The organism is Nonomuraea sp. NPDC049152 (assembly GCF_040648355.1).
In the GTDB taxonomy this organism is placed as follows: Bacteria; Actinomycetota; Actinomycetes; order Streptosporangiales; family Streptosporangiaceae; genus Nonomuraea.
The window spans coordinates 187,107-209,835 of record NZ_JBEZDO010000007.1 but is presented as its reverse complement, the minus strand read 5'-3'; the positions used below and the strand labels follow the sequence as shown (position 1 = coordinate 209,835).

The following is a 22,729-nucleotide window of genomic DNA, read 5'->3' as shown; positions in this document are numbered from 1 at the left end:
TTTTATAACTATTGGATGAAGGAGCCGAACTCCTCAAGCGAGATGAGGCCGTCGCCGTCACGGTCCAGCCTGGCGACGCCGGCCTGCGCGGCCTCGAGCGTGATGGGCTGGCCGAGCACCTCCATCAGGCGGACCAGCTCCTCGGCGGAGATCAAACCGTCGTTGTTGGCGTCGACGAGGTCAAATGTGATCGCGTAGTCACTCATGGGCGAGAGGTTAGTCTCATTTATCGCTTATTGCCGTTCACTCGGTCAAAGGAAGCGGTCAGTGTCGACCACACGGCGATCCGCCCGCTGTCCTGAAGGACCGACCCTGCGGATATCGTCGCGTTTCATGGAGTTCATCGCTTCCGCGCCGAACCTGCGTGACATCGGCGGTCATGTCGCCGCCGACGGCAGGAAGGTCCGAACAGGACTCGCCTTCCGCTCGGGCGCGCTCGACCGGCTCACCCCCGCCGACCAGGAGGCGCTGGCCGCACGCGGGGTGCGCCTGGTGTGCGATCTCCGTACGGCGAGCGAGCGCGCCGCCCAGCCCGACCGGATCCCGGACGGCGTCGAGTACCTGGTGCTCGACGTGCAGGGACAGGGCGGCCACGGCGCCGACATCGCCGCCCTGTTCGATGACCCCTCGCTCGTGGCGTCGCTGACCTCGCCCGAGATCGCCGAGGGCTTCCTCGTCGAGGTCTACCGAGGCATGGTGACCACGCCGGACGCGCACGCCGCCTTCGGCGACCTGCTGCGCGCGCTGTCCAGGCCTGGCACGCTCATGCACTGTACGGCGGGCAAGGACCGCACAGGCTGGGGCGTCGCGCTCCTGCTCACCGTGCTGGGCGTCGACCGGCGGACGGTCATGGCCGACTACCTGGCCAGCAACGATCACCTGGCGGAGGCGGCCGGCAGGATCTACGCGATGCTCGAAGGCACGGGGGTCGCCACCGAGGTCGTGCGGCCGCTGCTGGAGGTGCGCGAGCCGTACCTGGACACCGCCTTCGACACCATCGCGGACCTCTACGGTGACGTGGACGGGTACGTCCGCGAGGCCCTCGGCCTCACGGACGACGACCTAGCCGCCCTCAGAGACCTGTACCTGGACTGACCCGCCCGTCGGGGTACACGATCTCGTAGGGGACCGGCGAGTCCACCGTGATCGCGTCGCCGGTCACCTCGACCGAGGAACAGCAGGTGAGGCACCGCCTGACGTCGGCGTTGATGAGCGGCGAGCCCGCCGAGGGTTTGGCGCCCCGCTACCTGGTGATGAGCCTGGCGATGGAGGAGAGCACAGCCGTCGCCACGCGGCGCAGGGTGCACCGGTTGCTGCGCGAGCTGGACGCGTTCGGTGAGGGGCCCGCGCTGCCGCTGCTCGACGGGTCGGGCGGCAGCGTGCTCGTTCCCTGGTCCGGTCCGTGGGAGCGAGTGGAGGAGCTGGTCGTATGGCTCGCCCGGCTGCGCAAGGTGGCAGCCCTGACCGGCCTCGATTCCGCCGATGACGCGGACGTCCAGCGGGTCGGCGCCGCCCTGGCGGCCAGGCGCGTTCAGGGCTGAAGGAGAATGAGCCCCATGCCGTCAATCCGGGTGCTGCTGGTGGAGGACCATGACATGGTCGCCGAGGCGCTCGGCATGGCGCTCGACCTCGCGTCGGGCATCGAGGTGGTGGGCAGGGCGGTCTCGCTGGAGGAGGCGGCCGCCGAGACGGGACGGTGGCAGCCCGACGTGGTGCTCCTCGACCGCCGGCTGCCCGACGGCGACGGGATCGAGGCGATCGGCAGGCTCACGACCGCGGCCCATGGGGCGCGCGTGCTGATCCTCACGGGAGAGGCGAGCGCGTCGGTCGCCACCAAGGTCGCGGAGGCCGGCGGCGCGGGGCTGGTGACCAAGTCGTCGGGGCTGAAGGAGCTGGAGGCGGCGGTCCGCGAGGTCGCCGCGGGCGGGGTGGTGTTCGCGCCCGACCTGCTGGCCGAGGTGCTCGACCGGCTGACGGGAAGGACGGCGCAGCCCCGCGGCGAGCTGACCGCGAGGGAACGCGAGACGCTGACGCTGCTGGGCGAAGGGGCCAGCACCGCCGAGATCAGCCAGCAGCTCGGCGTGGCCCGCAACACCGCCCGCAATCACGTCCAGCGGGTGCTGGAGAAGCTGGGCGCGCGCTCCAAGCTGGAGGCCGTGGTCATCGCGCGCAGGGACGGCCTGCTCGACTGATGCGTTTGCACTAGACGGATTTGACGTAGCTGCGTCTCGTGAGCACACCCTGCCATGTGGAAAGTGGGTGCATGGGTCACCAGATCGAGGAGCGGCTGAAACAGGAACTGCCGAGCATCACGGCCGCCCGTGAGCTCGCCGAACGGTTCCTGACCGAGACCGCTTACCGCGGCGTGCGCGAGGACGTGCTGCTCGTCGTCTCCGAGCTGGTGACCAACGCGCTGCTGCACGGCGACGGCCCGCCGCTGCTGCGCCTGTCGGGAGGCGCGTCGAGGATCCGCGTCGAGGTCGGCGACTCCGCCGCCGAGCTGCCCACGCCGCGTGAGCCGGGGCCGCGTGACGGCTGGGGGCTCCAGGTGGTCGAGCGGCTGTCCGCCCGCTGGGGCACCTCGCCGCTGGACGACGGCAAGGTGGTGTGGTGCGAACTGGTGGCGGCCGTCGGTTCCGCCGTCTGAACGCCTGGCATACCGCGGACAGGGGTCCACGTGCGAAGCTGCGGTATGGCAGTTGACGACAAAGACCTCCAACTTTTGGTGCAGAGCGTCGTCGACTACGCGATCTTCATGCTCGATCCGAGCGGCCGGATCATCAGCTGGAACGCGGGCGCGCGGCGGATCAAGGGGTACACGGCCGAGGAGGTCATCGGTAGTCACTTCTCGATCTTCTATCCGCCGGAGGACGTCGCCTCCGGCAAGCCCGATCGCGAACTGGAGACCGCGATCGCGGAGGGGCGGCTGGAGGACGAGGGGTGGCGGGTCCGCAAGGACGGCAGCCGGTTCTGGGCGAACGTCGTCATCACCGCGCTGTTCGACGCGTCGGGGCGGCTGCGCGGGTTCGGCAAGGTCACCCGTGACATGACCGAGCGCCGAGTCGTCGACCAGGCGCTCAGGGAGAGCGAGGAACGCTTCCGCCTCCTGGTGCAGAGCGTCGTCGACTACGCGATCTTCATGCTCGATCCGAGCGGCCGGATCATCAGCTGGAACGCGGGCGCGCGGCGGATCAAGGGGTACACGGCCGAGGAGGTCATCGGTAGTCACTTCTCGATCTTCTATCCGCCGGAGGACGTCGCCTCCGGCAAGCCCGATCGCGAACTGGAGACCGCGATCGCGGAGGGGCGGCTGGAGGACGAGGGGTGGCGGGTCCGCAAGGACGGCAGCCGGTTCTGGGCGAACGTCGTCATCACCGCGCTGTTCGACGCGTCGGGGCGGCTGCGCGGGTTCGGCAAGGTCACCCGTGACATGACCGAGCGCCGTACGGCCGAGCGCACGCTCGACGAACGCGGACGCCTGCTCGCCCACCTGGTCCAGGCGCAGGAGCTCGAACGGCGGCGCATCTCGTGGGACGTTCATGACGACACCATCCAGTCGATGGTCGCCGTCGGGATGCGGCTGCAACTCCTGGCCAACCGGTTGCCGCCCGAGCACGCCGCCTCCGTCGCACGGCTCGACGAGGCCGTCGGCACCGCCATCCACCGCCTGCGCGGCCTCACCTTCCGGCTGACCCCGCCTGGACTGGACGGCGAGGGCCTGATCGACGCGATCGGCGGTTACCTCGACCAGGTGGCGTCGGGAGCCGGGCTCACCTTCACCGTCACCCACGACCTCGTCCGCGAGCCGCCGCCCGAAGCCGGCATCACGATCTTCCGCATCCTGCAGGAGGCGCTCACGAACGTCCGCAAGCACGCGAGGGCCAAGAGCGTGGCGCTGTCGCTGGTCTCCGTCGACCACGGCGTGCTCGTCAGGGTGGCCGACGACGGCGTCGGCCTGGCCAGGCCGGTGGACCTCCTGACCAGACGCGACCACTTCGGGCTGCTGGAGATGCGCGAACGCGCGGAGACCGCCGGGGGCTGGTGGAGCATCAGGGGGACGCAGGGCCAGGGCGTGACGGTGGAGTTCTGGGTGCCGGCGCTTCCGTACGGGGAGAGCGAGTGATGACCCCGCTGACCGTGCTCATCGGCGACGACGAGCCGATGATCAGGGAGGCGCTGTCGGAGGTGCTCCGCGCCGAGCCCGATCTGGACGTGGTCGCCGTGGCAGGGGACGCGGAGGAGGCGATCGTGCTGGCCGAACGGCACCTGCCCGCGGTGGCGATCCTCGACGTGCGGATGCCGGGAGGCGGCGCGCACGCGGCCCGCGGGATCAGGAGCAGGTCGCCGCGGACTGCGATCATGGCGTTCTCGGCCTACGGGGATGCCCGGTCGGTGGAGGAGATGTGGCGGGCGGGGGTGACGGAGTACCTCCTGAAGGGGGTCCCGAACGCCGACATCGTCGCCGCCGTCCGCCGTACCGCCTCCCGCCCCTAGCCTCCCCACGCCGCCGTCCTCCCGGGGTGTCCGTTCCCCCGGGAGACCCCGGCCCCGCGACCGCCTGAGCGGCCGCGCGGGTGGTCACGGGGCTGGGGTCCGGTGGCAGGGACGGGCCTGTCAGACCACCGCGCCCGAGCCCTCGCGAGGACGAGGGGTACGGCGGACGGGCGGCGAGGGCGGCGGCTGCTTGCTGTGCCGTTCGAACACGATCGCCAGCGGCCCCGCCACCAGCGACGACGACAGCGTCCCCACCACGATCCCGATCAGCAACGCGATCGCGAAGTCCCGTAGCGAGTCGCCCCCGAACACCGCCAGCGCCGCAAGGATGAACAGCGCGCCGAGCCCGGTGTTCACCGTCCGCGGCACGGTCTGCAGGATCGCCTGGTTGACCACCTCGGCGAACGGCGCCTTCCGCTGGGCCGCCCACAGCTCGCGCACCCTGTCGAAGACCACCACCTTGTCGTTCACCGAGTACCCCACGATCGTCAGCATCGCCGCGAGGAACACCCCGTCGATCGGCTTGCCGGACCACGCGAAGGCCCCCACGACGGCCGCCGTGTCCACGATCAGCGCCAGCACCGCCGCCGCGCCGAAAGTCCACCTGAACCGGACCGCCAGGTAGACCAGCTGCGCCGCCAACGCGACACCCAGCGCGATCAGCGCGTTGCGCCGCAGTTCCGCACCGATCGAGGGCCCGATGAGCTCGTCGCGCACCTTGGTGACCTGGCCGCCGAGCGCCCGCTGGATCCGGTCGACGTCGTCGGCCCCGATCTGGCCCGTCCGCACCGAGATCGCCTCGTTCGAACTCTGCACGACCGCCTGAGGGAACCCGGCCCCCGAGACCGCCGCCCTGGCCGCGTCCGTTTTCATCGGCGTGGCCGTCGCGAACTCGACGAGCCGTCCCCCTGTGAACTCGACACCGAAGTTCAGCCCGCGCGAGACGAGCCCCGCGACCGCGATCACCACCAGGACGGCCGCGCCGGCCAGCCAGCGCCTGGCGTGCCGCATGACGAAGGGGTTGCGGGCGGTCAGCCAGGTGCGCACCCTGCCGATCGAGTCGACACCCGAGGCGCGCGGCGGGACCCTGCCGATGATCCACTGGGTGAGCGCCCTGGTGATGAGCAGGGCCGACACCAGCGAGGCGAGCACCCCGATGGACAGCGTCACGCCGAACCCCTTCACCGGGCCCGACGCCAGCCAGAACAGCAGGCCCGCGGCGAGCAGCGTGGTGATGTTCGAGTCGGCGATCGCGCTCCACGCCTTCCTGAACCCCTGGTCGAGCGCGCTCTTCAGGCCCGCTCCGCCGTACTCCTCCCTGGCCCGCTCGAAGACGAGCACGTTGGCGTCGACGGCCATGCCGATCGCCAGCACGAAGCCGGCCAGGCCTGGAAGGGTGAGCGTCGCGCCGAGGGCGACCAGCGCGGCGTAGGAGATGAGCCCGTAGCTCACCAGCGCGATCGCGGCGAGCAGGCCGACCACCCGGTACACGAGGATGATGAACGCGCCCGTCAGGATCACGCCGACGACGGCGGCCTGGGCGCTGGCGGTGATGGCGTCGGCGCCGAGCGTCGGGCCGACCGTCCGCTGCTCGACGATCTGCAGCGGCACAGGGAGCGAGCCGCCCTTGATCAGCACCGCGAGGTTCTGCGCCTCCTCGGGGGTGAAGGAGCCGGTGATGTCGGTCGATCCGCCCGGCATGCCGGTACGGCAAGGCGTCCCCTCGTTCACCTGCGGCGAGGAGATGATCTTGTTGTCGAGCACGATGGCGACCCTGCGCTTGGGATCGCCGACGGGCTCGCAGGCTGCCGCCCCGGTCAGCTTCTGCCACGGCCCCGTCTCACGGAAGTCGACGGAGACGAACCAGGAGGCGCCGCGTTGCGGATCGGTGCGCGCCGCAGCGTCGGTGACGCCGTCGCCGCTGATCACGGCGGGCCCGAGGCGGAGCGGTCTGCCGTACTCGTCGCGGGACTGGCCGTCGTCGCCGAGGACGGCGTGGAAGGAGAGCTGCGCGGTCCTGCCGATCACCTCGGCGGCCCTGCGCGGATCGAGCACGCCGGGCAGCTCGACGATGATGCGCTTGTCACCCGAGCGGACGAGGGTCGGGTCGACGACGCCCAGCGCGTCCGCCCTGCGGTGCAGCACCTCCAGCGTTCGGTCGGTGGCCGAGGCGTCGGCCTTCACGGTGGGCGAGTCTCTGGTCTCGAAGACGAGCTGGGTGCCGCCGCGCAGGTCGAGGCCGAGGCGCGGCGGCATGGTCAAGGCTAGGAACAACGAAGTCGCGATGACGGCAAGCGCCGCCACCGCGCGCCACAACGGCGCACGGGACATGAGTCCTCCACAGGGCTCTCTGGTTGGGATCAGGTGAGCGAGGTGGAGGACGGAGGCGCGCGGGCGGGCGCTCTCCTGAGATGCTCGCCGCCGAGCGCCCGCGGACGGACGTCGACGGCAGTGGCGAGGTGGGCGTGCCTGCCGTAGGGAGGCCTGGCCGTGAGTACGGCGAGGCCGCCGCCCCCCACGGCGTGAACGCCCTTGCCGGCGTGGGCATGGGGCCTGGCGGGGTGGGGCAGGATCTGCTGGTGATCGGCCGCCCTGGCGATCTGCGCGTGGACGGCGGCCGTGACCGAGGCAGGCGGCGTCGTCCCGCCGGCCACGAAGAGCGCGGACAGCAGGAGCAGCAGCGCAGCAGGCAACCTGGTCCGCACGCGTTCACCTTACGCCTGAACGGGTAGCGGAGGCGGATGCGGCTGACCTATACCAGCGATCTCTGGTGGAAGAACGCGGTGATCTACTGTCTCGACGTCGAGACGTACAAGGACGGCGACGGCGACGGCATCGGCGACTTCCGCGGTCTCACCCAGCAGATCGACTACCTGAACAGCCTGGGTGTCACCTGCCTGTGGCTCATGCCTTTCTTCCCGACCCCCAACAAGGACGACGGGTACGACATCACCGACTTCTACAGCGTCGACCCCCGCCTCGGCACGCTCGGCGACTTCGTGGAGTTCATGCGCACCGCGAAGGACAGGGGGATGCGGGTGATCGCCGACCTGGTGGTCAACCACACCTCCGACCAGCACCCGTGGTTCAAGGCGTCGCGGTCGAGCAAGGACTCGCCGTACCGCGACTGGTACGTCTGGAGCGACACGCCGGAGCCCGACGACCCCAAGGCGATCGTCTTCCCCGACAAGGAGGACTCACTCTGGGAGCTCGACGAGAAGACGGGGCAGTACTACTTTCACAGCTTCTACCGGTTCCAGCCCGACCTCAACGTCGCCAATCCCGAGGTGCGCGACGAGATCGCCCGCATCCTCGGCTTCTGGATGGAGCTGGGCCTGTCGGGGTTCAGGGTGGACGCGGTGCCGTTCCTCATCGAGAACGTGGGCGACAAGCTGCCCGACCCGCACGCCTTCCTGGCCGACCTGCGCGCCTTCATGAGCAGGCGCGAGGGGGGATCGATCCTGCTGGGCGAGGTCAACCTGCCCTACAAGGATCTCGTCGCCTACTTCGGCGACGGCAACGGCGACCAGCTCACGATGTGCTTCGACTTCATCCTCATGCAGCGCACCTGGCTGGCGCTGGCCAGGAACGAGGCGGGGCCGATCGTCGAGGCGTTGAGCGCCCGCTCCAAGCCGCCCAAGGACAGCCAGTGGGGGACCTTCCTCCGCAACCATGACGAGCTGACCCTCGACAAGCTCAGCGACGAGGAGCGGCAGGAGGTCTTCGACGCCTTCGGTCCCGAGAAGGACATGCAGATCTACGGCAGGGGCCTGCGCCGAAGGCTGCCCTCGATGCTCGGCGGCGACCTGCGCCGTATCAAGATGGCCTACAGCTTGCTGCTCTCCATGCCCGGCACCCCGGTGATCTTCTACGGGGAGGAGATCGGCATGGGGGAGAACCTCGACGAAGAGGGCAGGATGGCGGTCAGGATCCCGATGCAGTGGTCGCGGAGCGGCGGTTTCAGCGACGCCACGCCCGTGCGTAAGACGCCCAAGGGCACCTTCGGGCCGGAACGGGTCAACGTCGCCGACCAGAAGCGCGATCCCGACTCGCTGCTGCGCTGGTTCCAGCTGCTCATCGAGCGCTACAGGGAGTGCCCCGAGCTGGCCTGGGGCGAGAACACGGTGCTGAAGACCGGCCACCCCGCGGTCGTCGCGCACCGCTGCGACGCCGACGGCTCGACCGTGGTGGCCGTCCACAACCTGTCCGACACCGCGGCCGAGGTCGAACTGGTGCTGAAGGACCTGGGCGACCGCATGCTCACCGACCTCCTGGCCGACGAGACGATGGAGATCATCGACGGCAAGGTGCGGCTGCCGATGTCGCCGCACGGCTGCCGCTGGCTGCGCGCGGCCCCGCGCGAGGACATGCCGCCTGAGGACGCCTCGATCACCGCGCAGTAGCGGGATAGGCCAGCATCGCCAGACGTGCCACCCGCTCCAGCTCCTCGCGGGTGGCACCGTCGCGGGCCTGGGTGGACATGCCCTGGATCACCGAGGCGTAGAAGACGGCGAGGGCGGGCGCGTCAGGGCCGCCGATCCTGGCCTCCAGCGCCTCCTTGGCCGCCTGCCTGAACCCGCGCAACCACTCCTCGACCTCGGCCGACTCGGGCCCGCAGTTCACCGCCGCCGAGATGATCAGGCAGCCGGGCGGGTGGGCGGGGTCGGTGTACTGCTCGGCCGCCTCCAGCAGCACCCGTTCGATCGCCTCGCGGCCCGTGGGCGCCTCGGCCAGTGCTCGCGTGGTGAACGCGCCGTGCGTCTCCTGATAGCGGGTGACCGCCTCCTCGAAGAGCCTGCGCTTGTCGCCGAAGGCGGCGTACAGGCTGGGCGGGCGGATGCCCATCGCCTGGGTGAGGCTCGCGACCGAGGTCGCCTCGTACCCGTGCCGCCAGAACTCCCGCAGCGCGCTCTCCAGCGCCTCGTCCCTGTCGAAGGATCGCTGTCTCGCCATGGATCCATTCTATAGCGATCGCTATGTTAGGGTTTCTGTATCGATCGCTAAAGAAAGGTGCGGGTGATGAGGACTGCCCTCGTGACAGGAGCGAGCAGGGGGATCGGCAGGGCCGCCGCCCTACGGCTGGCGCGCGACGGTTTCCACGTGGTGGTGAACTACGCCAGCGACACGTCGGCGGCCGGGGAGGTGGTGTCGTCGATCGAGAAGGAGGGCGGCAGCGCCGTCGCCGTCCGGGCGGCCCTGGGCTCGCCGGACGCGGTCTCAGTCCTGGCGGCCGAGGTGACCTCCCTCGACGTGCTGGTCAACAACGCCGGCGTGGGGTTGCCGAAGCCGCTGTCGGAGGTGACCAGGGAGGAGTACGAGCAGGTGTTCGCGGTGAACGTGCGCGACCTGTTCTTCCTCACCCAGCGGCTGCTCCCGCTGATCCCCTCGGGAGGCCGGATCATCAACGTGACTTCGGGGGCGGCCAGGATCGCCTACCCCGAGGGCATCGCCTACGCGATGACGAAGGGCGCGGTGCAGACCTTCACGCTCGCCCTCGCCAAGGAGCTGGGGCCGCGCGGGATCACCGTCAACAACGTGGCCCCCGGGATCATCGACACGGACGCGAACGCCGCGTGGCTGGACGAAGACGGCAGGGCCTACGCCGCCTCCCGCCACGCCGTCAACAGGGTCGGGGAGCCGGAGGAGATCGCCGACGCGATCGGGTTCCTGGCCTCGCCGCAGGCCTCGTTCATCACCGGCACCACGATCGAAGCGACCGGCGGAGCGAACCTGTGAACCTCGTCCTCGTCCACGGCACCGCCGGCGATCCCGCCACCAACTACGCCCACCTGGTGGACGGCTTCTCGGACGTGCGCCAGGTGATCACACCGGACTACTCCCGGCTGACCGGCGAGCTGAGCGTCGACCAGCTGGCCGCCCACGTGACCGCCGACCTGCCCGAGGAGCCGTACGACCTGGTCGGGTTCTCGCTCGGCGCGGTCGTGGCGGCGGCGGTCGCGGCCAAGAACCCATCGCTGGTGCGCAGGCTGGTGCTCGAACGCGCGGGCGCTGCACGAGGGGATCGCGGGCAGTTCCTACGCGGAGGTGGACAGCGGACACGTCGTCCTCCTCGAGCGCCCCGCGGAGATCACCACACTGATCCGCGACTTCCTCCTCACCTGAGCCCCCGGCCCCTTTCCCGGGCGGCTCGGGTCACAGGTACGACGGGCCCGTCACTCGCCCGCGGAAGGTCCACCAGACAAAGCCCTGCGCCACCACCAGCAGCGGCATCAGGACCAGCACCGCCGGAACCAGCAGCGCGAGCGTCGCCGCGTCCGCCGCCGATGCCGCAGGCTCCAGGTACGCCCCCGCCAGCAGCACGATCCCGGTCAGCGCCGCCGCCGTCAGCGCGTAGGTGCGTCCCTCGCCCGACCTCCCGGTCAGCCGTACGGCCCGCTCCCGCAGCTCTCCCGTCAGCCGCAGTCCCGCGAACGCCAGCCCGTGCGTCGCGAACAGCGGCGCCACCACGAGGGCGGCCACGATCGGCACCGGCAGGATCTGCGTGAAGATCACCCCCCAGGCCAGCGCGAGCCCCCACGAGCCGGCCACGATCGCCCCGTCCCAGCCGGCCTGCCACCGCGCCCCCTGCACCCTGCCGCGCAGCCACAGCCCCATGTCGCGGACGATCCAGCTGACCAGCAGCGCCACCAGAGCCAGGTAGTTGCCGGTCAGCAGCTCACCCTCCAGCTCGGGGAACAGCCCGGCGAGCACTCCCGCCAACGCGACCAGCCACACCTCGTTGCCCAGGAAGAAGGGAGCGATCGCGGCGATGACGGTCCTGCGCTCGGCGGCGGTCTTCCCGAGGTACGGCAGCAGCATGCCCACCCCGATGTCGGCGCCCGCGAGGAGGAAGTAGCCGAGGGCGAAGAAGGCCAGGATGAAGATCTCCATGGTGTTTCCTCAGAAGGTGAGAGCGGGGGCGGGGGTCTCGATCGGGCGGCCGCCCAGGGCGACGGCGTCGGGGCCTCGCTTGGCCGTCCTGGCCAGCAGCCAGTAGTTGACGAGGATCAGCACCCCGAACACCGCGCTGAAGGCGATCAGGGAGACGCGCACCTCCGTGGCGGTGAGCGGGGACATCGCGTCGGCCGTGGTCAGCAGGCCGTACACCGCCCATGGCTGGCGGCCCACCTCGCGGAAGACCCATCCGGCCAGCATGGTGACGAACGGGACCGGGATCATCGCGGTCAGCAGCCAGTGCCAGATCCGCAGGCCGCGGACGGCGGGCCGGAACAGCATGAGCAGGAAGCTGGCCGCCGAGAAGAAGAGCATGACCGCGAACAGCAGCATCATCGTGACACCCGCGGTCCGCACCAGGTCGACAGGGGGCAGGTAGTCGCCGGGGCCGAAGCGCGCCACCATGTCGGCCTGCACCTGGGCGAGGTCGGCCGCGCCGCCCGACCAGGCCGCGGCCTTGCCCGGCTGGAGGGTGTCGAAGCCCATGCCGCCGAAGGTCGCGGTGATCAGCGTGGCGGGCAGGGCCAGGCCGATGCCGATCCTGAGCGACTTGCGGAAGAACTCCTGCTCGTGGGTGCGCTTACGCAGGTGGTAGGCGCTCACGCCGGCCATGAAGAAGCCGCCGACGACCATCGCGCCGCCGAGGACGTGGCCGAAGGCGACCAGCGAGGCGGGGTTGGCGAGCAGCGCGCCGAAGTCGTCGAGCCGCAGGACGCCGTCCACGACCTTGTGGCCGACCGGGTTCTGCAGGAAGCCGTTGGCGATCAGGATCCAGAAGGCGCTGGCGTAGGCGGTCAGCGTCACGATCCAGATCAGCGCCAGGTGCGCCCACCTGTTGAGCCGGTCCCACCCGAAGATCCACAGGCCGAGGAACGTGGACTCGATGAAGAAGGCCACGAGCGTCTCCATGGCCAGGGCGGCGCCGAACACGTTGCCCGCGAAGTGCGTCAACCCGCTCCACGACATCCCGAACTGGAACTCCATCACCAGCCCTGTCACGATGCCCATGGCGTAGTTGATGATGTAGAGCTGGCCCCAGAACCGCACCATCCGCATGTGCAGAGGGCTGCGGGTCAGCGTCGCCCTGGTCTGCAGGACCGCCACCAGCGTGGCGAGGCCGAGCGTCAGCGCGACGAAGAGGAAGTGCGCTCCCGCGGTCAGCGCGAACTGCAGGCGGGCCAGGTCTACCGTTTCCATGCCACGACCGTCTCGGTACGGCATGCGTCACGGCGTCAGCCCGTGGTTGTGTGACGGGTACTCCCTAGGGTGTAAGCCATCCGGGGGTGACGAGACCGGCTTCGTAGGACATGACGACCAGCTGCGCCCTGTCGCGCACGTTCAGCTTGGTCATGATGCGGCTGACGTGCGTCTTGGCGGTCGCGGGGCTGAGCACGAGGCGGGCGGCGATCTCGTCGTTCGACAGGCCGTGCGCGACCAGTTCGAGCACCTCGCGTTCACGCTCGGTCAGCGAGTTGAGCTCGGGACCCGGCGCGGGCCGCTTGACCCGGCCGGCGAACTCGGCGATGAGCCTGCGCGTGATCGAGGGACTGATGAGCGCGTCCCCTCGTGCCACCACCCTGACCGCGTGGATGAGTTCGGCGGGCTCGGTGTCCTTCACCAGGAAGCCGCTGGCGCCGGCCTTGAGCGCGCCGTAGACGTAGTCGTCGAGGTCGAAGGTGGTCAGGATGATCACCTTGGTGCTCGCCAGTCGCGGGTCGGTGACGATCCGGCGGCCGGCCTCCAGGCCGTCGAGCTCGGGCATCCTGATGTCCATGAGCACCACGTCGGGGCGTAGCTCGCGGGTCTTGGCCACGGCCTCGACGCCGTTGGCGGCCTCGCCGACCACGTCCAAGTCGTCCTCGCCGGACAGGATCGAGCGGAACCCGGCCCGCACCAGCGTCTGGTCGTCGGCCAGCAGGACGCGGATCACAGCGGCAGCTCGGCGACGACGCGGTAGCCGCCCTCGGGGCGCGGTCCCGCCTCCAGCGTGCCGCCCAGGGCGGATGCCCGCTCCTTCATTCCCTGCACGCCGTACCCGCTTCCTCCCGTGAAGACGACGGAGGGACCGTCGTCTTCTACCGTGATGACCATTTTTCCGGATTTTTCGGTGATTGTGAGCCGTGCGCTTCCCGCGGACGAATGACGGGAGACGTTGGTCAGCGCCTCGGAGACGATCCGCGCGGCGGCGAGGTCCACCTCGACGGGCGGGTCACCGTACGACAGCTCAGTGGAGACGTCGAGGCCGGTGCGGCCCACCAGCTCGCCGAGCTGCCGCAGGCCGGCGGTGGGGGCGGTCGGCGCGTCCTCGTCGACCTGACGCAGCACGCCCAGCGTGGTGCGCAGCTCGCGCAGCGTCTCCTTGCTGGTCTCCTTGATCGCCCTGAGCGCCTCCTCGGCGCCCTCGGGCCGCTTCCTGATGCCGTGGAGCGCCGCCCCCGCCTGCACATTGATCAACGAGATGTTGTGGCCGAGCACGTCGTGCAGCTCGCGCGCGATGCGCAGCCGCTCCTCGGTCTCCCTGCGCTTGGCCTCCTCCTCCTTGCTGTGCTCGGCCTCGGCGGCCCGCTTCTCGGCCTCCTGGAGATAGGCGCGCCTGTTGCGGGTCACCCCACCCGCCGCCACCGCGGCGACCATCCAGCCCGTGATCATGAGGAACAGGCTGTCGTCGACGTGCCTGACGCCGCGGGTCTCGCCCACCCCCATCCCCAGCAGCGACACGGCGGCGACGGTGCAGGCGGCCACCAGATGGCCCAGGTCGGCGGCGGTGTAGAGGGCGAGCATGATGGCCAGCACCATGGGCCCGTCGAGGCGGGAGGACGGGTAGTAGACGGCGGTCGCGATCGTCACGACCAGCAGCACGGCGACGGGATGCCTCTGCCTGAGCAACAGCGCGCCGCACGCCACCAGCGGCAGGGCGATGTCGAGTGCGTCGGGGCTGACGCCCGACTTGAACAGCGCGGTCGCCACGGTGCCCAGCAGGATGACCGCGATCACGCCGATCGTCACTCTCATGCGCCCATTCTGTCGCGGCTTCCCCGGGCGACGGGCCGCCGCCGGCGCGCGCCGGCGGCTTGGGTCCACACATTGAAGGCATTCCGCTCGGGTAGGGGACCGGAATGAGCACACAGGATGAGCTTCGCCAGCTCGAAGAGGACCTGGCGAAGCTGAAAGCGGCGAACGTGGAACTGCGCAGCCAGATCAGTGACATGGGCGCGACCGACGCCATCGAAAGGGCGGCGATGCTGTCCATGGCCGATGAGCAGGACGCCCTGATCGCCGAGCTCGAGGCCAGGCGCGACGCGCTACGCTCCCGCCTTGGCTCTTCTTAGGGGCTCGCCGACCTCGTAGAGGTGGCGGAGTGCCTGGCCGTACGAGCTGACGAGGCCTGACTCCAGGTACTCCACCCCGAGCTGCGCGCAGTGCGCCCGCACGATCGGCTGCGCCTTGCGGAGGTTGGGGGTGGGCATGTTCGGGAACAGATGGTGCTCGATCTGGTAGTTGAGCCCGCCGAGAGCCACGTCCACCATCCAGCCGCCGCGCACGTTGCGCGAGGTCAGCACCTGCTTGCGCAGGAAGTCGAGCTCGTCCTCCGCGGTGATCATGGGCATGCCCTTGTGGTTGGGCGCGAACGTGCAGCCGAGGTAGACCCCGAAGACCGCCTGGTGCACCAGCGCGAACACGACGGCCTTGCCGACCGGCAGCACGCTGAAGAGCAGCCCGAAGTACCACACGAAGTGCAGCACCAACAGCGCCCCCTCCAGCCCGCGCCGCTTCATCGACCTGTTGCGCAGCGCCTTGAAACTGGCCACGTGCAGGTGCCAGCCCTCGAACGTGAGCAGTGGGAAGAACAGGAACGCCTGCCAGCGCGCCACGAACCTCGGCAGCCCGCGGGCGCGCTCCACCTGATCGGTCGACCAGACGATCACCGCGGGAGAGACGTCGGGATCGTGGTCCTCGTGGTTCGGGTTGGCGTGGTGGCGGGTGTGCTTGTCGGTCCACCAGCCGTAGCTCATACCGATGAGCAGGTTGCCGACGAGGCGGCCCGCGAACTCGCTCGGCTTGCGGTTGCGGAACACCTGCCGGTGAGCCAGGTCGTGCGCGGCCAGCGCGACCTGGGCGAAGGCGACGGCGATCACGAAGGCGACGAGCAGTTGCCACCAGGAGTCGCCCAGCAGGACGAAGGACACCCACCCGCCGGCGAAGGCGAGGCCTACCAGGCTGAGGCGAAGGGTGTAGTACACGGGCCGCCTGTCGAGCAGGCCGGCTTCATTGATCTTGCGTGCCAGTCGGGCGAAGTCACTGCCTCGGGCTTCGACGGTGACGGGTACCTCGGTCACGGGGCTCCTCATGAGCGTCGGACAATGGCCCCACCCTGACGTGCCATCCCATTCGGAGGCAATAGATCGTCAGTTCGGTGCCCTGCAATCTCTGTCCAAATTCCTTCCCGAGCCCGCCCCCGTGCCGTTCGCCGGGAGGACCGCCCTCAAGGACCCTAACTCCCCCCTCCCGATGCCCTGGCCGCGAAAGACGCCCGCCATCGGAAGGGCGGGTCGACCAGACTGGAAAGGTGATCTACGCCAGCACCCCGCTCACGGACACCATCCGCCGAGCCGTCAGCACCACCTGGGGCACACCCGACGACGAAGGACGGCGCCTGTACGGAGGCGAGGAGTCGGCCGCCTACCTCCTCGGCGACCACGTCGTCCGCGTGGGGCCAGAGTCGCGCGCCACCGCCGAATCCGAGTGGTGCCACGCCGTCGCCCGCCACGCCGCCGCCCGGCTGCCCGAGGCCGTCGCCCCCGTCCCCACTCCCACCGGCGACACCGTCATCAGGGTCGAAGGCCGCCCGATCTCGCTCTGGCCGTACATCGAGGGCGACTGGCCCGACTCCGACCTGCCCGAGCACCGTATCCAGGGCGCGCACCTGCTGGCCCACCTGCACACGGCGCTGGCCGGCGCCCGCCCCGGCCCGCGCCCGACGCCCGCCTTCCAGGAGTCAGGCCTGTACGGCGAGCCGCCCCACGACGCGGCCGGCCTCGACGACTCCGCGCTGGACCGATGGCTGGCCGGATTCCACCGGACCCACCAGGTCAGGCACCCTCTCCACGGCGACTACTACACCGGCAACACCCTCGCCAGGAACGGCGTGATCGTCGCCGTGCTCGACTGGGATGAGGTGTTCGTCGGCGCGCCCGAGGTCGAACTGGCCGCCGCCGCCCTGGAGTGGGGCGACGACGACCTGGGCCCGAGCAAGGAGTTCGTGGACGCGTACCTGGAGGCAGGCGGCACCGCGTCCCCTCTGACGGAGGAGGAACTGGCGCAGCTGATCAGGCACAAGCTGCGCCGCGAGTACGCCTACTTCCACAAGGCCGTCGCCGCCGGTGTCGTCCACGACGAGGACGACCTCGACTACCACCGCCGGCGTGTCGCCCTCTTCCACGACCTGACCCCCTGACGCGGCGGACGGCTCGCACCGCCGCCAGCGCGCGCAGGCGGTCACCCACCAGGTCTGCCGGCCGTCCCGCCAGGGTCGATGGTCATCTCTCCGGGCGGATGGCCGGCGTCATGCGGAAGAGGTAGGCCGCCGATCACCCGCCCGCGCTCCTGCCGCGCGGCGGCGCCAGACCACCACGACCCCGGCGATCGCGATGACCGCCACGGGCGCCGCCGCCCACCACCACCATGTCCACTCGTCAGGCGCATCGCGCGGCAGGCCGATGCCCACCAGCGCGTCCTTGAGGAAGGCCGGGGCCTGGCGCCAGCCCGTGCGGACGACGTGCTTCTGGGCAGGGGTGTGGACGACCGGTGCTCCAGCGGCGTAGGGATAGAGATCCTGAACGACTTCGGAGTCGTCCTCCGGCAGGTGCCAGGCCAGGCGGTAGCGCGGTCCGAGATCACCCGGCGGGGGATCGGGGCGGAAGTCGCCCGGCAGCTCGGCGATCAGCGCGACGTTGACACCGGAGCCCTCGCGGATCAGATCCAGGCTCGCCGACGTCCTCTCGTCGTCCGGGCCGATCCTGAGCGGGCCGGCGAGGCCTGGGCCGGTGACGATCCCCCTGTCGACCCCTTTCGCCCAGGCGGGCATTGCCGCCATGAGAAAGGCGAGAAGTAAGGCCAGAAAGAAGCTTGTACGGGTCATGATCCCATTACACGCCGAAGTCAGTGTGAATTTAATTGATACTTGCGCTATTTCCGGATTTCCCGAATTCCTTGACGATCGGCCGCCGAAGATCCAACACTATGAAGGATCTTGTGCTCTACTACCTAAGGGGATCCGTGGTCGCGACTCTCTCGCAAATTGTTCGGTTAGCTCCTGATGGGGCCCGCGTGGACATCACGCTCCCTCCCGAGGCTGACGCGCTGAGCTGGCACGGCCACACCCGCTTCGCGGGAGCCGCACTGGTCCAGAGCTTCGACCTGGCCCCGGCCGGCCAGCGGGACGTGATCCCGAGAAAGATCTTCCCTGGCGGCCGCATCGAGACCTTCCGCCGCTCGGGCTTCGACCTGGTGCTGTACGAAGCGGCCGACCGTACCAACAGCTGCCTGGTCTGGGCGGGCCCCCACAACGAGGCGACCACCTGGTTCGGCGGCCCCGCACCCCGCCGCGCCGTACTGAACCGCCTGGTGGCGAACCTGACCTTCGCCGACTCCCCCGAGGGCGCGCGGCTGGTCTCCGCCGACCCCGTGGCGAACCTCCAGCAGTCCACCACCGTGATCATCGGTTCCAGCGAGCGCCTGGTTGTGATGATCAAGGACGCTCGCGGCGCGAGAGAGGAACTCCCCACCTGGAAGGGCGCGACCCAGGGCGACGCCGAGGTGTGGAAGGAGCCGCTGGAGCTCGACCCCGAGCAGGCCGAGGCGGTGAAGGGCACCCCCTTCGAGTGGCGGTACATCATGGCCAACGCCACCTCCATCACCGAAGTCGTCTTCCACCGGCGGGCGGCGGAGTCCGCGCAGCTCAGGAACACCGAGGAGCACGACAAGGCCGCTGCCGTCCTGGCAGGCCTCAAGGCGGTGTGGGGCGGGTGAGCCTCGCCACCGCTCTGGCCCTGCTGGCCCTGCTCCTGTCGGTCTTCGCCATCCTCGCGGTGGGGGCGGTCTACGCCCGGCTCCGGATAATGGAGCAGACCGTGCTGAAGCCGGGCAACGCTCGCCTCGACGACGAGGTGCGCGAGGTGCCGCAGGCGCTCAGGCCCGCCAAGGGGCAGGACGGCACGCTCGTCCTGATGCTGGACGCCAACTGCTCCATCTGCCAGGGCGTCTGGAGCGCCGCCGCGGCCGCGCCGCCGGCCACGACCCGTGTCGTCGCCGTGTTCTCCCACGCGGACTCGGCCCAGAAGTTCGACGGACCCGTCGAGAAGCTGGCCGATCCCGAGCTGTGGACCGCGCTCTACGAGGGATACACCCCCTGCGTGTACGCGGTCGACGCCGCGGGACAGGTCACGGACCGGCGGTTCGTCTACGCCGACACCGACCTGCCCGCCCTGTTCGCCGAACTCTTCCCCTCCCTTTCGACCTCCGGGAGCAGCCATGCGTCTTGATCTCATTCCTTCGGCCGAGACCGCGCCCGAGGGCGCGTCCCCGAGCCTCGTCCGTAGTCTCATCCCCGACTCCCCGCTCTCCCGCCGGACCGTGATGCGGGGCCTCGTGGTCGGCGCGATCTCCGCCACGCTCGTGCCGTTCGAGTGGGTCCTGTCCAGGCGGGCCGCGCACGCCGCGGGACCCACCTCGGAGTGGACCGCCTCCAACTGCAGGGACGGCTACCCCAACGGGTACGGCGAGGGCGCCAACAACTGGTGGGTGGACAACAAGAGGGTCTGCTTCGGCGGCTGGCGGATGGGCAGCTACCCCTGCTCGTCCGGCACCAGGGGACGCCACTTCGAGGGGTGGCGCGGCTACCACGACGAGGGCTACACCTCCACCCGCGTCACCACCTGCGCCAGGCGCAACGCCTGGCGGTGGACCTCTTCCGGCACCACCTACCGTTGCTCCGACGCGAACACCTTCGTCCGCTGGAACGACGGCGACAGCTACACCGGCCTGACGATCGCCATGTGCCGCCTGTGATCGCACTGCGCCGGCTGGGTCTTCACCCCGCGGTGATCGCGGTGCCCATCGTGTTGGGCGCCGCCGTTCCATGGGTGTTGAAGGGCCCTGCCGTCCTCCTGTTCCTCTGGGCAGGACTCAACGCCGGGTACGCCAACTCCGGCAGCACTTGAAGCCACAACTCGGCTTTCCTGCTGAGCGCGTCGGTCTGGCGCGGTTCCGGTGCGTTGGCCTACTTCGGTGTGGGCCTGCTTCTCGGCGCTTCGAGCGTCGCCGTCGTCGCCGCGACGATCGGCGGCGTGTTCCAGGCGCTGCTGCCGCCGTCCCTCCGTCTGGGGCTGCTGGCCCTGCTGGCAGGGGTCGTGTTCCTGCGCGAGGCGGGCCTGATCACGCTGACGGTCCCGGAGAACAAGCGGCTCGTGCCCGAGCACGTGCTCGGCCGCGGGCGGGTGCTGGGCGGCGTCCAGTTCGGGTTCGAGATGGGGACGGGCATGCGCACGTACTCCCCCTCGGCTCTTCCCCACCTGGTGCTCGTGTCGCTGCTGCTCGCCGTGCCGTTCTCCGGCGCGCTGGCGGCCGCGGCGGGCTTCGCCATGGCTCGCTGGATCATGGCGGCGGCGAGCATCTTCCACAGCGAGGACGGGGAGTGGACCGAGCTCTGGTTCGACAACCAGCGACTGCTGGCCGTCGCGACCGCGGTCGGAACCATCCTCTCCCTGCTGCTCGGCCTGTGGACGGCCGGATGGTGAAAGCGCTCGTCGTCATCTATGACAGCGGGTGCGGCGGATGTTCGGCCATCGCGTCGGCTTTGTCCGGCGTGATGGCCCCGCCCGTACTCGTCCGCTCCTGCCGCGACCCGCACCTGACGCGGGAGTTCCCCTCGCTGCGGGGCGTGGTGCCGTGCGCCAGGCCGCTGGCGATCGCGCTCGGCCCGGACGGCGAGGCCGAGGTGCTGAGCGGACTCCGGCTGATGTGGCGGGGAGCGCTGCTGGTCGCTCCGGGGCGCCGTCTCGCCGCCGTACGGCTGGCCGGCCACATCGTGAAGACCTGGAGGTCCAAGCGCGGCTGACGGGTTCGCCGCCCCTTCTTTCCGTGCCCTTTCCGGCTTTCTTTCTTTTCCCTTTCGCCGTTCCATTCCCTTTCCACGGCCGCTTCTGTGTAAAACGACGGAGACGCCGCCCCCGCCTGACTGTTCTCATGACTCATGCACATGAACAGGGGGCCCGAACCCATCAGGGGAAGGGAAAGAAATGTCACGTGCACCATGGGTGAAGGCGCTGGTGGCAATCGCGGCGGTGGGCGGTTCCGCGCTGGCTTTCAGCGCTCCCGCGCAGGCCGCGTTCGCCCCCGTCAACGTCGAGAGGAGCGGCGCCACGATCTTCGTGCGGGCCGGCTCCGAGGCCAACGGCATCGACCTCAACGGGAGCGCCGGGTCGTCCATGACCGTCACCGACACGCTGGTGTCGGTGACGGCGGGGGCGGGATGTCAGCAGTTGGGCGCGCTCGTGCGCTGCTCGACGGCCGGCGTCACGCGCGTCGTCGTCACGGCCGGGCTCGGCAATGACGCGGTGCGCAACAACACCAACATCGCGAGCACGCTCGGCGGTGGTGGCGGCTTCGACCGGCTGTTCGGCGGCTCCGCGGCCGACGCGATCAACGGTGGCTCGGGGGACGACATCCTGAGCGGCGGGGCCGGCAGCGACACCCTCGACGGCGGCACCGGCATCGACCGGTGCACCGGCGAGTTCGAGAGCAACTGCGAGCTGTAGCTCTCAACACCACGAGCCCTGCCCGCCCGGTCCGGCGGGCAGGGCTCTTCACCGCGCTTTCGGGTTCGGTCCGCGCCCCGCTCACCACACGCCTGGATACTGCAGGACCAGCGGTCGGGCACTGGAGGGCGGCCGTGATGGTCGCGGCGGACGCCGACGGCGCGCCGTGACGGACGCGCACTGGGGCCGCCTCCACGGTGATCCCGCATGGGTGGTCCTGGCAACCGAGCACCTGGCCGACCTACTCACCTGACGCCAAGTCCGCTGCCTTCCCCGCGCGTGGCTCCAGCGGGACGACCAACGCGGAAGGCCCTTGCGGTCAGAAGGCGATCTCCTCGACCCGGGCGATCCGGGCGCCGGACGATGCCAGCTCCTTCTCCACCTCCGCCGAGATCTCGTGCGCGGGCCGTCCGTCGTCGTAGGTCGCGTGAGCCCCGCTGACGAGCGTCACCTGGTGGCCGAGGGCGAGCGCGGTGAGCGAGGTCTCGCGGACGCACCACTCGCTCTGCATGCCCGCCACGACCAGGTGGCTGGCAGGCAGCAGGAGGTCGCCCAGGTCGGTGTTGGCGAAGGAGTCGGGCAGCACCTTGTCGATGACGGGCTCGCCGTCGACCGGCTGGTGGACCAGCTCCCATCCGGGCGTGCCCGGCGCGTCAGGGTCGCGGGAGCCGCCGTTGTTGCGGACCCACGCCACGGGCTCGCCCGCCGTGCGGGCCCGGTCGAGCAGGGTGGCGATGGCCGCGGACACGCTTTCCCACGCGGGGACGGGGACGGGCGGCTCCAGCATGTTCCGCTGGACGTCGATGAGCAGAAGCATACGAACACCTTATCGAATCAGTTCATGACAGCGATATGGCAGCGGCGCGGTGCACCGTGATCGGCATGACACACGTTCTCATCGTCGGCTCGGGGCCGACAGGACTGACCCTCGCGATCGAGCTGGCCCGCCGCGGCGTCGACCTCCGCATCGTGGAGAAGTCGCCGGTCCACCCCGAGGGGGTGCGGGGCAAGGGCCTTCAGCCGCGCACGCTGGAGGTCTTCCACGACATGGGCGTCATCGACGAGATCATGGCGACGGGCGCGGCCTACCCGCCGCTGCGCTCCTACAAGGACGGGAGGTGATCTGGGAGGGCCGCATGCAGGAGCCGAAGGAGCCGAGCGAGCGCGTGCCGTACCCGGAGCTGGTCATGCAGCCGCAGTGGCGCACCGAGCGGATCCTCAGGGACCGGCTGGCGGAGCTCGGCCACGAGGTGGAGCTCGGGGTGGAGGTGACCGGGTTCGAGCAGGACGAGGAGGGGGTGACGGCCACGCCGGCCGGCGGCGAGCGTGTCAGGTGCGCCTACCTGGTCGGCGCGGACGGCGGGCGCAGCACCGTGCGCAAGGCGCTGGGCGTCGGGTTCGCGGGTGAGACGTTCGAGAGCGAGCGGATGCTGCTGGCCGACGTGAAGACGCCCGATCTCGACAGG

At 70.1% G+C, this 22,729-nt stretch carries 30 protein-coding genes and 1 pseudogene; 19 read left to right on the top strand and 12 right to left on the bottom strand.

Annotated features, from left to right (window positions below; genetic code table 11):
- Positions 1–8: 8 nt before the first annotated feature.
- The gene (locus tag AB0B45_RS15970) at positions 9–206 is read right to left on the bottom strand and encodes an EF-hand domain-containing protein (protein ID WP_358130813.1); all 198 of its coding nucleotides are present in this window, start codon (positions 204–206) and stop codon (positions 9–11) included.
- 127 nt (positions 207–333) lie between these two features.
- Here AB0B45_RS15970 and AB0B45_RS15965 point away from each other — a divergent pair, with 127 nt between their 5' ends.
- The 6 genes from AB0B45_RS15965 (at position 334) to AB0B45_RS15940 (ending at position 4,494) form a co-directional block, all read left to right on the top strand.
- The gene (locus AB0B45_RS15965) at positions 334–1,095 is read left to right on the top strand and encodes a tyrosine-protein phosphatase (RefSeq protein WP_358130810.1); all 762 of its coding nucleotides are present in this window, start codon (positions 334–336) and stop codon (positions 1,093–1,095) included.
- A 47-nt stretch (positions 1,096–1,142) separates the two neighbouring features.
- On the top strand, positions 1,143–1,541 hold the full coding sequence (locus tag AB0B45_RS15960) for a hypothetical protein (protein WP_358130808.1): 399 nt from the start codon (positions 1,143–1,145) through the stop codon (positions 1,539–1,541).
- Positions 1,542–1,556: 15 nt separating this feature from the next.
- Positions 1,557–2,192, top strand: a complete 636-nt coding sequence (locus tag AB0B45_RS15955; RefSeq protein ID WP_358130805.1) for a response regulator transcription factor — start codon at positions 1,557–1,559, stop codon at positions 2,190–2,192.
- A 71-nt stretch (positions 2,193–2,263) separates the two neighbouring features.
- On the top strand, positions 2,264–2,647 hold the full coding sequence (locus AB0B45_RS15950) for an ATP-binding protein (RefSeq protein WP_358130802.1): 384 nt from the start codon (positions 2,264–2,266) through the stop codon (positions 2,645–2,647).
- A 45-nt stretch (positions 2,648–2,692) separates the two neighbouring features.
- Positions 2,693–4,123 carry a PAS domain S-box protein gene (locus tag AB0B45_RS15945; protein ID WP_358130800.1) on the top strand — a complete coding sequence of 477 codons (1,431 nt, stop codon included), beginning with the start codon at positions 2,693–2,695 and terminating at the stop codon, positions 4,121–4,123.
- Positions 4,123–4,494, top strand: coding sequence for a response regulator transcription factor (locus AB0B45_RS15940; protein WP_358130797.1), 372 nt, complete (start codon positions 4,123–4,125; stop codon positions 4,492–4,494). Before AB0B45_RS15945 ends, AB0B45_RS15940 begins: the two co-directional genes overlap by 1 nt.
- Positions 4,495–4,614: 120 nt before the next feature.
- On the opposite strand, the gene secD is transcribed toward AB0B45_RS15940, so the two are convergent.
- Positions 4,615–6,825: a protein translocase subunit SecD gene (gene secD / locus AB0B45_RS15935; protein WP_358130794.1), complete on the bottom strand. Its 2,211-nt coding sequence runs from the start codon at positions 6,823–6,825 to the stop codon at positions 4,615–4,617.
- 29 nt (positions 6,826–6,854) lie between these two features.
- A complete protein-coding gene (locus tag AB0B45_RS15930; protein WP_358130791.1) occupies positions 6,855–7,199 on the bottom strand; it encodes a hypothetical protein in 345 nt (114 codons plus the stop codon).
- A 36-nt stretch (positions 7,200–7,235) separates the two neighbouring features.
- Here AB0B45_RS15930 and AB0B45_RS15925 point away from each other — a divergent pair, with 36 nt between their 5' ends.
- Positions 7,236–8,897 (top strand): alpha-amylase family protein, encoded by a 1,662-nt coding sequence (locus AB0B45_RS15925; protein WP_358130788.1) that lies wholly within the window; start codon positions 7,236–7,238, stop codon positions 8,895–8,897.
- Here AB0B45_RS15925 and AB0B45_RS15920 read toward each other — a convergent pair.
- Positions 8,884–9,447 carry a TetR/AcrR family transcriptional regulator gene (locus AB0B45_RS15920; RefSeq protein ID WP_358130786.1) on the bottom strand — a complete coding sequence of 188 codons (564 nt, stop codon included), beginning with the start codon at positions 9,445–9,447 and terminating at the stop codon, positions 8,884–8,886. The genes AB0B45_RS15925 and AB0B45_RS15920 overlap by 14 nt on opposite strands.
- Positions 9,448–9,513: 66 nt before the next feature.
- Here AB0B45_RS15920 and AB0B45_RS15915 point away from each other — a divergent pair, with 66 nt between their 5' ends.
- The gene (locus AB0B45_RS15915; protein ID WP_358130783.1) at positions 9,514–10,230 is read left to right on the top strand and encodes an SDR family oxidoreductase; all 717 of its coding nucleotides are present in this window, start codon (positions 9,514–9,516) and stop codon (positions 10,228–10,230) included.
- A gap of 97 nt (positions 10,231–10,327) precedes the next feature.
- Here AB0B45_RS15915 and AB0B45_RS15910 read toward each other — a convergent pair whose 3' ends face one another.
- The 5 genes from AB0B45_RS15910 to AB0B45_RS15890 form a co-directional block, all read right to left on the bottom strand.
- Positions 10,328–10,459, bottom strand: a complete 132-nt coding sequence (locus tag AB0B45_RS15910; protein ID WP_358130780.1) for a hypothetical protein — start codon at positions 10,457–10,459, stop codon at positions 10,328–10,330.
- 188 nt (positions 10,460–10,647) lie between these two features.
- A complete protein-coding gene (locus AB0B45_RS15905) occupies positions 10,648–11,385 on the bottom strand; it encodes a cytochrome d ubiquinol oxidase subunit II (protein ID WP_358130777.1) in 738 nt (245 codons plus the stop codon).
- 9 nt (positions 11,386–11,394) lie between these two features.
- A complete protein-coding gene (locus tag AB0B45_RS15900; RefSeq protein ID WP_358130775.1) occupies positions 11,395–12,645 on the bottom strand; it encodes a cytochrome ubiquinol oxidase subunit I in 1,251 nt (416 codons plus the stop codon).
- Between the two features lie 64 nt (positions 12,646–12,709).
- On the bottom strand, positions 12,710–13,378 hold the full coding sequence (locus tag AB0B45_RS15895) for a response regulator transcription factor (RefSeq protein WP_358130773.1): 669 nt from the start codon (positions 13,376–13,378) through the stop codon (positions 12,710–12,712).
- Positions 13,375–14,460, bottom strand: a complete 1,086-nt coding sequence (locus AB0B45_RS15890) for a sensor histidine kinase (protein ID WP_358130770.1) — start codon at positions 14,458–14,460, stop codon at positions 13,375–13,377. The genes AB0B45_RS15895 and AB0B45_RS15890 overlap by 4 nt, the downstream gene beginning before the upstream one ends.
- A 104-nt stretch (positions 14,461–14,564) precedes the next feature.
- Between AB0B45_RS15890 and AB0B45_RS15885 the strand changes: the two genes are divergently transcribed.
- Complete coding sequence (locus AB0B45_RS15885; RefSeq protein ID WP_358130767.1) at positions 14,565–14,777, top strand: hypothetical protein; 213 nt, start codon at positions 14,565–14,567, stop codon at positions 14,775–14,777.
- Here the strand turns inward: AB0B45_RS15885 and AB0B45_RS15880 are convergent.
- Positions 14,751–15,785 carry an acyl-CoA desaturase gene (locus AB0B45_RS15880; protein ID WP_358130765.1) on the bottom strand — a complete coding sequence of 345 codons (1,035 nt, stop codon included), beginning with the start codon at positions 15,783–15,785 and terminating at the stop codon, positions 14,751–14,753. The two genes, AB0B45_RS15885 and AB0B45_RS15880, sit on opposite strands and share 27 nt — an antisense overlap.
- Before the next feature lie 230 nt (positions 15,786–16,015).
- Between AB0B45_RS15880 and AB0B45_RS15875 the strand changes: the two genes are divergently transcribed.
- Positions 16,016–16,903, top strand: coding sequence for a phosphotransferase (locus AB0B45_RS15875; RefSeq protein ID WP_358130762.1), 888 nt, complete (start codon positions 16,016–16,018; stop codon positions 16,901–16,903).
- A 108-nt stretch (positions 16,904–17,011) separates the two neighbouring features.
- On the opposite strand, the gene AB0B45_RS15870 is transcribed toward AB0B45_RS15875, so the two are convergent.
- The gene (locus tag AB0B45_RS15870; protein ID WP_358130759.1) at positions 17,012–17,587 is read right to left on the bottom strand and encodes a hypothetical protein; all 576 of its coding nucleotides are present in this window, start codon (positions 17,585–17,587) and stop codon (positions 17,012–17,014) included.
- Between the two features lie 188 nt (positions 17,588–17,775).
- On the opposite strand from AB0B45_RS15870, the gene AB0B45_RS15865 reads away from it, so the two are divergent.
- From AB0B45_RS15865 to AB0B45_RS15835, 7 genes are all read left to right on the top strand, one after another.
- Complete coding sequence (locus tag AB0B45_RS15865) at positions 17,776–18,477, top strand: hypothetical protein (RefSeq protein WP_358130756.1); 702 nt, start codon at positions 17,776–17,778, stop codon at positions 18,475–18,477.
- A complete protein-coding gene (locus tag AB0B45_RS15860) occupies positions 18,474–18,989 on the top strand; it encodes a hypothetical protein (RefSeq protein WP_358130753.1) in 516 nt (171 codons plus the stop codon). Before AB0B45_RS15865 ends, AB0B45_RS15860 begins: the two co-directional genes overlap by 4 nt.
- Positions 18,979–19,515: a hypothetical protein gene (locus tag AB0B45_RS15855; protein ID WP_358130750.1), complete on the top strand. Its 537-nt coding sequence runs from the start codon at positions 18,979–18,981 to the stop codon at positions 19,513–19,515. Before AB0B45_RS15860 ends, AB0B45_RS15855 begins: the two co-directional genes overlap by 11 nt.
- Entirely contained in the window at positions 19,503–19,667 is a 165-nt protein-coding gene (locus AB0B45_RS15850) for a hypothetical protein (RefSeq protein ID WP_358130747.1), read from the top strand. The genes AB0B45_RS15855 and AB0B45_RS15850 overlap by 13 nt, the downstream gene beginning before the upstream one ends.
- A gap of 69 nt (positions 19,668–19,736) precedes the next feature.
- The gene (locus tag AB0B45_RS15845; protein ID WP_358130744.1) at positions 19,737–20,243 is read left to right on the top strand and encodes a hypothetical protein; all 507 of its coding nucleotides are present in this window, start codon (positions 19,737–19,739) and stop codon (positions 20,241–20,243) included.
- The gene (locus tag AB0B45_RS15840; RefSeq protein WP_358130740.1) at positions 20,237–20,563 is read left to right on the top strand and encodes a hypothetical protein; all 327 of its coding nucleotides are present in this window, start codon (positions 20,237–20,239) and stop codon (positions 20,561–20,563) included. Before AB0B45_RS15845 ends, AB0B45_RS15840 begins: the two co-directional genes overlap by 7 nt.
- A 181-nt stretch (positions 20,564–20,744) precedes the next feature.
- The gene (locus AB0B45_RS15835) at positions 20,745–21,263 is read left to right on the top strand and encodes a hypothetical protein (protein WP_358130737.1); all 519 of its coding nucleotides are present in this window, start codon (positions 20,745–20,747) and stop codon (positions 21,261–21,263) included.
- A 319-nt stretch (positions 21,264–21,582) separates the two neighbouring features.
- On the opposite strand, the gene AB0B45_RS15830 is transcribed toward AB0B45_RS15835, so the two are convergent.
- Positions 21,583–22,080 (bottom strand): isochorismatase family protein, encoded by a 498-nt coding sequence (locus AB0B45_RS15830; protein ID WP_358130734.1) that lies wholly within the window; start codon positions 22,078–22,080, stop codon positions 21,583–21,585.
- Between the two features lie 65 nt (positions 22,081–22,145).
- Between AB0B45_RS15830 and AB0B45_RS15825 the strand changes: the two genes are divergently transcribed.
- Together AB0B45_RS15825 and AB0B45_RS15820 are read left to right on the top strand one after the other, a co-directional pair.
- Positions 22,146–22,385 carry an FAD-dependent monooxygenase gene (locus tag AB0B45_RS15825; RefSeq protein ID WP_358130731.1) on the top strand — a complete coding sequence of 80 codons (240 nt, stop codon included), beginning with the start codon at positions 22,146–22,148 and terminating at the stop codon, positions 22,383–22,385.
- Between the two features lie 14 nt (positions 22,386–22,399).
- Positions 22,400–22,714, top strand: a pseudogene (locus tag AB0B45_RS15820) (FAD-dependent monooxygenase); the annotation flags it as partial.
- Between the last annotated feature and the right edge of the window lie 15 nt (positions 22,715–22,729).